General features: G+C 65.0%; 11 protein-coding genes. 9 read left to right on the forward strand and 2 right to left on the reverse strand.

The genetic code is table 11. The annotated features are described in order from the left end of the window. The first annotated feature begins 26 nt into the window (after window positions 1-26). The 6 genes from ABC271_RS18300 to ABC271_RS18325 all read left to right on the forward strand — a co-directional run bounded on the left by ABC271_RS18300 (window position 27) and on the right by ABC271_RS18325 (window position 6972). Window positions 27-2144: an outer membrane protein assembly factor BamB family protein gene (locus tag ABC271_RS18300; RefSeq protein WP_084603745.1), complete on the forward strand. Its 2118-nt coding sequence runs from the start codon at window positions 27-29 to the stop codon at window positions 2142-2144. Continuing rightward, the gene (locus tag ABC271_RS18305) at window positions 2141-3010 is read left to right on the forward strand and encodes a carbohydrate ABC transporter permease (RefSeq protein WP_045245719.1); all 870 of its coding nucleotides are present in this window, start codon (window positions 2141-2143) and stop codon (window positions 3008-3010) included. Before ABC271_RS18300 ends, ABC271_RS18305 begins: the two co-directional genes overlap by 4 nt. Next, window positions 3010-3852 carry a carbohydrate ABC transporter permease gene (locus tag ABC271_RS18310; protein ID WP_158505497.1) on the forward strand — a complete coding sequence of 281 codons (843 nt, stop codon included), beginning with the start codon at window positions 3010-3012 and terminating at the stop codon, window positions 3850-3852. Before ABC271_RS18305 ends, ABC271_RS18310 begins: the two co-directional genes overlap by 1 nt. Before the next feature lie 81 nt (window positions 3853-3933). Continuing rightward, complete coding sequence (locus ABC271_RS18315; RefSeq protein WP_158505496.1) at window positions 3934-5223, forward strand: ABC transporter substrate-binding protein; 1290 nt, start codon at window positions 3934-3936, stop codon at window positions 5221-5223. Window positions 5224-5243: 20 nt separating this feature from the next. Then, window positions 5244-6317: an ABC transporter ATP-binding protein gene (locus tag ABC271_RS18320; RefSeq protein ID WP_045245710.1), complete on the forward strand. Its 1074-nt coding sequence runs from the start codon at window positions 5244-5246 to the stop codon at window positions 6315-6317. Continuing rightward, window positions 6307-6972 carry an HAD family hydrolase gene (locus tag ABC271_RS18325; RefSeq protein ID WP_045245711.1) on the forward strand — a complete coding sequence of 222 codons (666 nt, stop codon included), beginning with the start codon at window positions 6307-6309 and terminating at the stop codon, window positions 6970-6972. The genes ABC271_RS18320 and ABC271_RS18325 overlap by 11 nt, the downstream gene beginning before the upstream one ends. A gap of 506 nt (window positions 6973-7478) precedes the next feature. Here the strand turns inward: ABC271_RS18325 and ABC271_RS18330 are convergent. Then, a complete protein-coding gene (locus tag ABC271_RS18330; protein WP_412926269.1) occupies window positions 7479-7916 on the reverse strand; it encodes a (2Fe-2S) ferredoxin domain-containing protein in 438 nt (145 codons plus the stop codon). A 49-nt stretch (window positions 7917-7965) separates the two neighbouring features. Between ABC271_RS18330 and ABC271_RS18335 the strand changes: the two genes are divergently transcribed. From ABC271_RS18335 to ABC271_RS18345, 3 genes are all read left to right on the forward strand, one after another. After that, window positions 7966-8349, forward strand: coding sequence for an ArsR/SmtB family transcription factor (locus tag ABC271_RS18335; protein ID WP_412926270.1), 384 nt, complete (start codon window positions 7966-7968; stop codon window positions 8347-8349). Continuing rightward, entirely contained in the window at window positions 8346-10253 is a 1908-nt protein-coding gene (locus ABC271_RS18340; protein WP_412926271.1) for a heavy metal translocating P-type ATPase, read from the forward strand. The genes ABC271_RS18335 and ABC271_RS18340 overlap by 4 nt, the downstream gene beginning before the upstream one ends. Window positions 10254-10397: 144 nt before the next feature. Next, entirely contained in the window at window positions 10398-10682 is a 285-nt protein-coding gene (locus ABC271_RS18345; protein WP_412926272.1) for a hypothetical protein, read from the forward strand. A 3-nt stretch (window positions 10683-10685) separates the two neighbouring features. Here ABC271_RS18345 and ABC271_RS18350 read toward each other — a convergent pair whose 3' ends face one another. Beyond that, window positions 10686-10952, reverse strand: coding sequence for a hypothetical protein (locus ABC271_RS18350; RefSeq protein ID WP_412926273.1), 267 nt, complete (start codon window positions 10950-10952; stop codon window positions 10686-10688). Between the last annotated feature and the right edge of the window lie 137 nt (window positions 10953-11089).

Below are 11089 nucleotides of genomic sequence, written 5' to 3' on the forward strand. Positions count from 1 at the left end.
GGCCGAGAGACGCAGAGAGGGAAATTATGCAAGGCACCGTACTAAGTGATGCAGGCTCACCGATGCCAGGAGTCGTCGTCAGCGACGGCTTACGGGTCACTCGCACCGACGAGGATGGGCGATTTCGGATTGACCAGGTCCGCGGACCCGTGTTCATTACCCGGCCGGCTGGATGGCGGGTCGACCGATGGTACGTCGGCGCAAGCGCGATCGACCCGGTATTCACCCTCAGCCCAGCTCCGGTGCAGCTGCCCGTCCGTTTTGCACATCTCACAGACACCCACCTCGGCACGGGAGCCGGCTATCCCCAACCGGCCGAAATCGGGACCGGCGAACGCCTGTCGCAGGCCTTCCGCGAGATCGCCGCGGCTCATCCGGGACTCGAGGCCTTCGTCGTCACGGGAGACCTGACCGACCGTGGTCTGCCCGAAGAATTCGCAGCTTTCGTCGCTGCGACCGCAACGACCGAGTTGGCTGTCTACGCGATCCCGGGAAACCACGACCATCTCGTTCCGGATCCGACGGATCTGGTTAGCCGCAACGGCTATGCCATCCATTCCGGGGAGCCCAGGCATTACGAAGACTACCTGGGGCCCAGGTGGTATTCGTTTGATCTACCTGGCCTCCACGTCGTTGCCGTGGACTGGTTCACGCATGAACTCGGTCTAGACCACGAGACCCAGGACACCTGGCTACGCGCCGACCTTGAGATGCTCGCGACCGGGACTCCGTGGATCATGCTCTGTCACGACCAGCCGTGGCGCTCCATTCTCGACGGGCTGCCCAGTGCCCCGATCGCGACGTTCTCCGGCCACCGGCACACCTCCCGGGTCGTCGCGAGCGGCCCCACGCTGCACGTGAACACCCCTCCGGCCATGTTCGGCGGTGTAGACAACTCTCCGGCCACATATCGCATCGTTGTGTGGGACGGCGAGCGGATCACCACAGGGTCACACCAAACCTATCCTCCACAATCCGACACCCGTTCAGGTTGGGCCCGCACCACACAGGCACTCTGGAGCACATCGACCCCGGCGATTGGACAGCGCACACCTTTCATCGTTGCTGACGGTCGGGTGCTCGTACCGCTCGCGCTCGATGATGAGGCCCGCGGCGCGCTGGCCGCATACGACGCCTGCTCGGGAAAGCCCCTGTGGCAGGCCAGTCTTGACGCTCCGCTGCGTAGCGCGCCCGCGGGTGCCGGGACCGCGGCTATCATCAGCTCGACTGTGTCTGGAACGACGTGGGCGCACGACCCGAGCACGGGTGAGATGTTGTGGCAGCGGCCGACATCGGACCCGCTTCGGCGCTTTGGCTTCTACCCACCGACACTCGTCGACGGACTCGTTTTGGTTGGCGACCAGGCTGCACTCCGAGCCCTCGACCAGAGCACAGGCGAGATCGTGTGGGAGCGATCGGACATCGCCGCGTATCAGATCTTCATCACCCTCAGCGCCCCGGTAGTCGACCGATCGGGAGCGAACGGCAGCCTGACGACGGTGCTCTGGGCGGGGTTTCCCGAGCCGAGCACGCCCGTACGACTTGACCCGAAAACGGGCGAGACGATCGCGAACTCTAACGAGGTGGTGGCTGAAGGCTTGTTCGATGTCTTGACGAGCGGCGCCGGCCTGCCGATACGCACCCCCAGCGTTGACCCTGCAACGGGCGACCTGATCGCCACTGGACTGACGAATGTCTTCCGGCGTTCGGCGTCCGGTTCCGCAATACGCTGGTCGTACCCGACCTCAGTGCCGTGGAACCCTGTCGGGGTCAATCTCGGCAGCCACGGCGTGTTAGTCGTCGACGCCGGCGGCGCTGTCGCGATGCTCGACCCCGTCTCGGGCGAGCAGCTTTGGCGCACGGAAATTGCGGCCGACTCCGACGAGTGCTTCCTGACCTACCGGCGCAGTCCTCATCCGCTCTTCGCCCAGGCGACCACGGTGGGCGACCGGCTGCTGATCCCGGCGCTCGACGGTGACATCGTCACGCTAGACGCGCGCACGGGTGACGAGCTGGGCCGCTTCGCCACCGGAGTTCCGATCCTGGCTCCGCTGGTCGTGCACGACGGCACGGCCGTCGCGCTGCATCGTGACGGTCTTCTCGCGGCCTACCCGCTCGCCACGCTCGCGGGGGAACGCTTGTGAGGGGCATACGAATCGGCGGCTGGGCGCTTGCCCTGCCAGCGCTGATCCTGATCGGGCTCTTTCTGCTACTGCCCGGCGTTCTTGCGCTCGTGGGAAGCCTGTTCCAAATCGACCTCGGCGACCGAACTGTGTGGCGCTGGGCTGGGCTGCAGAACTACACGGCTCTCTTCTCCGACCCCGCGGTTGTCGAGTCGATCTGGAATACCGTGCTGTATTCAGCGATGACGATCATCCCGAGCCTGGTCCTCGGACTGGGCCTGGCCCTTCTGGTTGCCTCGTTTCGGCGGGCCAGGCCACTTCTTCAGGTGCTCCTATTCCTGCCCTTCGCCACCAACATGGTCGCGATGGCCGTGGTGTTCCGCTGGATTTTCGCTAACCGTGGCGGTTTTGTAAACGAGGCACTTGCGCTGGTCGGCCTAGCCCCGATCAACTTTCTTGGTGACTCCAGGTACGCGTTGATCACCGTGGCACTGGTTGGAATCTGGCGGCTGACGTCGTTTGTCATGATTTTCTATTTGGCAGGCTTGACGAGCATCCCGACGGCGCTCTACGAGGCATCCGCCGCCGATGGCCTCGGCCCGTGGTCGACGTTTCGTCGCGTAACACTGCCCCTGCTTCGACCGACGACCGTGTTTGCAACAGTCATGGCCGTTCTGCAGGCGGTGCAGGTGTTCGACACAGTCAACGTCCTCACCGGCGGGGGACCGCTCGGGGCTACGGAAACCATCCTGACCATGACCTGGCGACTCGGCTTTGTCTACTTCGACCTCGGTCAAGCGGCTGCAGTGTCAACACTGCTACTGGTCGTTCTCGTGCTCATTGGCGTGCTTCGCCGTCGAGCCTTCCTCGGAGACAAGGAACTCTAATGCGCACCACACACCGCACCCGACGTTTGATAGGCAGGAGCATTCAGATTGTGGCGGTCACCGTATTCGCCGCGATCTCGGTATTTCCCGTCGTCTGGATGTTTCGCATGTCGGTCTCTCCTGCCGACGAGGCCGTGCTCGATGGCTTGCAGCTGCTTCCCGAATCCCTAGACCTCGGCAACTTCACCCGCGCTTGGGACCAAGCGAACCTGGGCCAAGCCATGCTCAACGGCGCACTCGTCACCCTTGGCATCCTGGCCGCACAGCTCGTGACGGTCATACCCGCGGCATACGCCTTTGCCAAGCTGCGCTTCCGTGGCCGCGATGCTGCCTTCGCGATCGTGCTCGCGTGCCTCCTGATCCCCACCCAGGCCATCGCGCTTCCGCTCTATCTCGGAATCGGCTCGGTGGGGCTCGCAAACACCTTCGCCGCCCTCGTCCTGCCCTTCACAACGAGCGCCATCGGGATCTTCATGCTCAGGCAATACATGGTCACGATCCCCGACGCACTGCTCGAGGCCGCGAAGGCCGACGGCCTCGGCGTGTTCTCCACCCTGCTGCGTGTCGTCGTCCCGACGTCGATGCCATCGATCGCGGCCTTCTCGGTGCTGTCGATTTTTACGCACTGGAACGACTATCTGTGGCCCTTGTTGGTAGCGCGCGACAGCTCGCTCTACACACCTCCTCTCGCACTATCAGTGTTCCAACAGGCCGAGACAGGCACCTCCTACGGCGAACTTGCCGCGGCAGCCCTGCTCGTGACCCTGCCGATAGTGGTGCTGTTCATCGTGGCCCAACGCAAGTTCGTCAGCGGCATAGCCGGCGGCGAACTCCCGGGCTGACGTCCAACGCCTCGCAAATACCTCCCGTTATCCACCTCCTCACCACCTCTTCATTCCTCCGCACAGATTGTGAGTATCCCCATGCCCGTACCCAGAAGAGCTCTCGCCTTTGGCGCTGGCCTCATTGCCTCCACACTCGCCCTGACCGGCTGCTCGGCCGCCCAGGAGACCGCTCCGAGCGCGCAGGTCGACGTCAGCTCCTGCGATCCGAGCGGCGTCACCATTTCCGCCCAATACGCCAGCCAAGGTCAAGCCGCCGCCGAGCTTGGCAAGGAGACGCTGGAGAAGAAGTACTCAGGCCTAACCGTCAACCTCAAGGCTGCTCCCGAGGGCACCAGCTACGACGAACTCACGCAGCAGGTCGTCGCTGACATCGCCGCTGGATCCCGTCCCGACGTGATCATGCTTGGCCTGGACCAACTCAAATTCTGGGTGGAGAAATACAGCCCACAGGCGATTGACACTGATTCGCTCCGCGACAGTTACGACCGGGACTATCTCAGCGTCGGCACGGTCGACGGTACGACTTACGTCGCTCCTTTCCAGATCTCGGTGCCCGTGCTCTACACGAACACCACCCTCGCCGAGTCCGCTGGCATCGACGCACTGCCGACCACCCACTCTGAAGTCCTCGAGGACGCGCGTGCCATCCAGGAAAAGACGGACGTCTCCACCCCGATCCAGATCCCTCGTGACAACATCGCCTGGTGGTTTGTCCAGGCCTTCGTCGGCAGTGGTGGCGGCACGTTCGTAAACAAGGACGGCACCGCGGGCTTCGACAGCGAGGAAGGGCGGGCAGCGCTCAAGATTTATCAGACCATCGGCGACGAAAAGCTCGAAGACCAGGTGAGCTGGCAAGACTCGATCGCCCAGTTCACGCAGGGAAACGTGGCCTACTTCTTTGCCACGCCCGCCGTGGGCGCGAGCGTGGCTGCCAGCATCGGCGACTCGTTCGACTGGACTATCTCGGACATGCCGATCCCTGACGGCGGCACCGCGAAGCTCCCCGCGGGTGGTAACGGCTGGATGGTGCTCTCCGACGATGCCTGCCGGGCTGCGTTCAGCAACGAGCTGATCGGCGCCATGCTCGACCCTGAGGTCATCCTGACGAGCTCGCTGGCCAATAGCTACATCCCGGTCGACACCGAGGCCAAAGCCGAACTGCTCCAGCGCCCCGAGGCCGACGGCCCGCTCGGCTACGCCTGGCGATACGAGGGCACCCCGGTTGCCGGATCTGGCTGGGCTGGCGAAAACCTTGGACGCACCAACCAGTACCTGCAGGACATGGTGCAGTCGATGGTCGACCAGGGCGAAGACGTCAACGACGTCGTTCCCAGCACCGCCGATCGCATCAGCGCACTCACGAAGTAAACAAACAAAGGAGCACGAACATGTCTGCTGAGGTTTCCCTTCGCCATCTAGTCAAACAATTCGGCGGCGTAACCGCGGTCAACGACGTCTCAATCGAGGTCGCCGCCGGTGAATCCCTCGTCATCCTCGGGCCCTCTGGATCGGGGAAGTCCACCCTGCTTCGCATTGTGGCTGGACTCGAGGCGCTTGACTCCGGCGACGTGCTAATCGGAGGGAAACCCCAGCAGAATCTCCCGCCCCACGAACGCGATGTAGCCATCGTCTTCCAGCACTTCGCGCTCTACCCCCACATGAGCGCGCTCGAGAACATCACCCTCGGCCTTCGGCACGGCCTGGGTCTGGATCGTGCCGCGGCGCGTCAGCGAGGTCTGGAGTTCGCGAAGCGGATGGATATCGAGGATCTACTCGACCGTAAACCCCGGCAAATGTCGGGGGGCCAGCGGCAGCGAGTCGCCCTCGCCCGAGCTCTCGCCCGGCAGGCTCGCTTGGTGCTACTCGACGAGCCCCTGTCCGGGCTCGATGCCCAGCTGCACATCGCGCTGCGCCAGGAAATCGCCGATCTGATGCGGACGACGGGGGCGACGTCGATCCACGTCACGCATGACCAGAGCGATGCCATGGCCTTGGCCGACCGGATTGCCGTGATCAACAAGGGATGCTTCGAGCAGATTGGCACGCCCGATGAAATCTATAACGAGCCGGCGACGGTGTTCGTTGCGGGCTTCATAGGGTCTCCTCCGATGAATCTTCTCCCTGGAACGGCAGTCGATGGCGGCTACCGCACTATCTTCGGTGACGTTGAGGAGCGCACCACCGCCCGAGAGGTGAGGGTCGGAGTGCGTCCGGAGCACGTGCGAATCGACAGCACGGGCCGGTACCATGCGACTGCCATTGTGCACACCACTATCTTCGAAGGTTCCACCCGGATCCTGGAGGTCACGGTCGGCGATGTCAGACTCGCAGTCCGTACCGACCAGAGCGTGCGCGTGCGTCGAGGCGACTCCGTGTCGCTGAGCTTCGGCGACGAGGACGCGCAGCTCTTCGACGCTGAGACCGGCCGCCGCATCGAGCGATCGCTATCGCGTGTCCGCTGAGTCCGGAGGCGCCCTGCTCTGGGACCTCGACGGGACCCTGATCGACAGCGAGCAACGATGGGCGGCCGTCTGCTGGGAGATCGCTGAGGAATCGGGTATTAAAGAGTGGAGGCCGTCACCGGTGGATATCTCCGGTCGTGCTATCCCGATGCTGGCAGGCATGCTGAGGGAACGCGGAGCGGCAGGCACGCTAGGCTCGCTCACCTCGGCACTTACTGAACGGATGCGAACCCTGAATCGCCAGGACGGAGTCCTGTGGCGGCCTGGGGCTCTAGAAATGCTCGAGACTGCGCACCAGAATGGCGTCCGGCAGGCTCTGGTGACGATGTCGCTCGAGATGAATGTCATCGACATCCTGGAACAGCTACCACGACCCTATTTCGCTCAAATCGTGACGGCGAACATGGTGACCAGGCACAAGCCAGCCCCCGATCCGTACGTGCTCGCCCTCAAACGGCTGGATCTGCCCACATCCGGCTCGGTCGCCATCGAGGATTCTCCCGCCGGGCTGCGCAGCGCCTGCGATGCGGGTTTGAACGTGATAGCTGTACCCTGCTCTGGCGCGATCGCGCCGAGTGACGACTACCAAATCTGGGAAACGCTTGCCGCGCGCGGCCTGCCCGACCTCGTGGCCGCGGGACTCGCCGTAGGCTGAGTAGCCACAGCGGAAGCAGATTCCAACATCGGCCCTGCTTTGCTCCACCAGTTCCCGTCGTGCTGAAGAGATGCCTGCTCGTAAATCGACCTTCGGTCGTTCATGTCGTTCGAATTCCAAAAGCAGTGTCAGCGTTCGTCTCGAACTAATTTATCAAGATAGATGATTCTCGGCGCTCGACGCGCTCGCCCGCGAATCATCACCGAAAGCCCAATACGCAATGCCCGAAGCCTCATGCACAGCGGACAGACAGCGGCCGAGGTCTTACGCAGCCTCGGAAGATTCAGAGCGACGTTCTATCGCCCGGCGCCTTGGCTGGGACTTCTGCCGGGTTCAGTCGCGGTTGATGACTCCCTGGTAGCCGATGACGCCAAATAGCGATCACAGAACGCCGCCAATTATTGTTCAAGTCCACAGACCACGTTTGCGGCGGACGCCAGAGACTCACCGCTGTGCCGTCCCAAAATCGATCGTTTTCGTTCGTCCAGCCGCGGCCCCTGAACCTCTCAGCTCGGAAGAGTCACAGCGCCGCCTTCGAGTTCGTGGCGGCTCATCCGAGAGGGGGTGAACGAAAGGATGTCGACGAGTGCGGGCGGTGGGACCAGGCCGGGTCCACCTTGGGCGATCCAGCCAATGAGGTCGTCGGTGGCGTCGGTGTCGTTCAGCTCACCGATCCACACCGGCGTGGGGTCGACCTCTCGCGCTTCGGCGCCCGGGATCACGACCACGACGTTGGAGTGCTCGCAGGCGTCCAGGCATTTGCTCACCGCCACCGTCGCCGCACTCCCCACCCCCGCCCGAATCTGGCGCAGCTGGTCGACGTGATCGGTCTGCGGATGCTTTCGACGGCTGCCACAATCGCCACCGCGACACACCACGACGACTGTCTCCGTGCGTTCGAGCGAGCCGGCGGCGCCGAGCCGTTGGGCTTTACGCTTCTTCACCACGGCGGCCTCCGTTCCTGCGGTTCCTCGATTATGCAATAATCTGCGTATGAATGCAGATTCCCCACGGTGTGGCCGGCTCCCCGAGAGCGAGTACGTCGAGCTGGCGGTCGAGGTCTTCGCGATGCTCGCGGACGCGACGCGCGTGCGCATCATCATGGCGTTGCGGGATGCGGGCGAGCTATCGGTGAACCACCTGGCCGACATCGTCGACAAATCCCCGGCCGCCGTGTCCCAGCACCTGGCGAAACTGCGCCTGGCGCGGATCGTGGCGACCCGTCAGGACGGCACCCGGATCTTCTACCGGCTGGAGAACGAGCACGCCCAACAGCTGGTCGCGGATGCGATCTTCCAGGCCGAGCACTCGCTCACCGGAACTCCGCACCACCACAAGGCCGCGGAAGGCTCTCGCCTGGTCGTGGTCGAGCCGTGACGGGCACGCTGACCGACGCGCCGATCCGCACGGGCGGCCGGGTCCTGGCCAAGCCGCCGTCGATCTTCCGCACCGGCGCGCGCCTCCCCGAGGTACGGTGGGCCGCCCTGGCCCTGCTGCTGTTTCTGATCGCGTGGCCGTTGCAGCTCGCCGGCGCACCGGACTGGACGTGGTGGGGGCTCTACCTCGCCTGCTACCTCGCAGGCGGATGGGAACCGGCCTGGGCCGGCATCCAGGCTCTCCGGGAGAAGACCCTCGACGTCGATCTGCTGATGATCGTGGCCGCGATCGCGGCCGCCTCCATCGGGCAGGTCTTCGACGGGGCGCTCCTCATCGTGATCTTCGCCACCTCCGGGGCGCTGGAGGCCCTCGTGACCCAGCGCACCGCGGACTCGGTGTCATCGCTGCTGACCCTCGCGCCCGAGACAGCAACTCGTGTCGTGGGCGATCCCGGCTCGGATGAGTTCGAGACCGTCGACACCGCCGACCTCGCAGTCGGTGATGTGATCCTCGTGCGTCCCGGTGAGCGCATCGGCGCGGACGGCGACGTGATCGAGGGCGTCTCCGACGTCGACCAAGCGGCGATGACCGGCGAGTCCGTGCCCGTGCGTCGCGGGCCGGGCGATGCGGTGCTCTCCGGCACCGTGAATGGCACCGGCGCGCTGCGGGTGCGAGTCGGCAAGCCCGCCTCGGAGTCTGTGATCGCGCGCGTGGTGCAGCTGGTCGAGAACGCCTCTGCGACGAAGGCGAAGACGCAGCTGTTCATCGAGAAGGTCGAGCAGCGGTACTCGCTTGGTGTCGTCGTGGCCACCCTGGTCGTGTTCTTCCTCCCCCTCGCCCTGGGCGAGGACTTCCAAGCCGCGCTGCTGCGGGCGATCACGTTCATGATCGTCGCGTCGCCCTGCGCCGTGGTGCTGTCGACGATGCCGCCGCTGCTGGCGTCGATCGCGAACGCCGGCCGGCACGGCGTGCTGGTGAAATCCGCGACCGTGATGGAACAGATCGGCCGCACTCAGCTGGTCGCGTTCGACAAGACCGGCACCCTCACCGAAGGCGCACCGCTCGTCCGTTCGGTCGAGCCCACCGGAGCACGGGATGCTGACGAGATCCTGCGGTTCGCGGCCGCCGTTGAGCAGCAAAGCGAGCACCCTCTGGGTCGCGCGATCGTGCGCGCCGCCGCGGACCTCGACGTTCCGTCCGCTCGCGACTTCCGCGCGATCCCTGGCGCCGGTGTCGAGGGCTGGGTAGGCGACCACCTGGTGCGCGTTCTCCAGGATGCCGAAGAGCATGCCGATCGCGTCGGCACGGTCGTTACCGTGACCGTCGACGGCGACCCCGCCGGCACGATCGTTCTCGAAGACGCCCTCCGACAGAACGCCGCATCCGTGGTGGAATGCCTCTCGCACGTCACGAGCGGCCGGGTGCACCTGTTGACGGGCGACAACGATGCCACCGCCCGAGCGGTGGCCGCCCAGACCGGGATCGAGCAGGTTCACGCCCGGCTGCTGCCGGAGGCCAAGGCCGATGTGGTGCGTCAGCTCGAAGCGGACGGAACAGCGGTAATGGTCGTCGGTGACGGGGTGAACGACGCCCCCGCTCTCGCGACCGCGACCATCGGTGTCGCGATGGGCCGGCACGGCTCGGACCTCGCCCTCGACACCGCCGATGCCGTCATCATCCGCGACGACCTGAGCGCGATCCCGAACATCATCACCCTCTCCCGCCGGGCACGCCGGTTCGTGATCGCCAACCTCATCATCGCCGGCGCGTTCATCACCACTCTCGTGCTCTGGGACCTCATCGGCACCCTGCCCCTCCCCTTAGCTGTCGCCGGCCACGAAGGGTCGACCGTGATCGTCGCCCTCAACGGGCTCCGACTGCTGCGTCGCTCCGCCTGGGACTGACGCGGGCCGATATCGCGCTGACACCCTCCGTTCGATGTTTTCTCAAACATCGAACAAGTGTTCTAATAGTTCCAGCGCGGATCGGCCGGAGGGAGGGCGGCCGTGGGAACGAACAAGCGGTACGCGGCGCACTATGACCGGCTGATGGATCAACGCATTCTGGAACGCATTGCCCGGCAGGACGGGCCCCTGCAGTCGCTCACACGCGAGGAGCTGGAGCTGGAGCGCGAGCCCTTCACCCGCGATCCTCAGCCCAAGCCGGTGCGGGCATGGGTGCGGTTCGGAAAGACGCCCGTGACCGTCGATGCCGAAGTGTGCAGCTGGACCACGCATGCCGTCGCGATCCGCTTCACGATCGCCGGCCACGAGTTCAAGACGTGGGTGTGGTCCTCCGCGGTGAGGGAACTTCCCCCGCGGCCGAAGCTTTAGGCGTCAGCCTCGGCTCGCGCGGCGGAAGCGGTGCGTGAGCACCGCAGCTGTGATCGCGAATGCCGTGGCCGCAAGGCCCGCCGGCACGAGCAGATAGGGCACGACGACGAGCATGGAGCGGCCCAGGATGCTCTCCACGGGGATGAGGCTGGCCGCGGTGCAGATCAAGCTCACGAGAGCGAGGACGGTCCATTGGCGGCCGCTGTAGTGCAGCACGCGGACGCCGCCGCCGTCGTGCCACCACAGCCGTAGGGGCTCGGGGATCTTCACGGCGCTCTCCTGTCGCTCTGTGGCTCCATTGTCGCGCACAGCAACGCTCCCGGCCGGGAGAGAGTGCGGCCGGGGGCGTGCTGAGTTTGTGGGCGTTAAGCGGGCAACTGAGGAGGCTCGGTTCCAAACGTCCCGCT

It is taken from the genome of Microbacterium canaveralium (assembly GCF_047238045.1).
Lineage (GTDB): Bacteria > Actinomycetota > Actinomycetes > Actinomycetales > Microbacteriaceae > Microbacterium.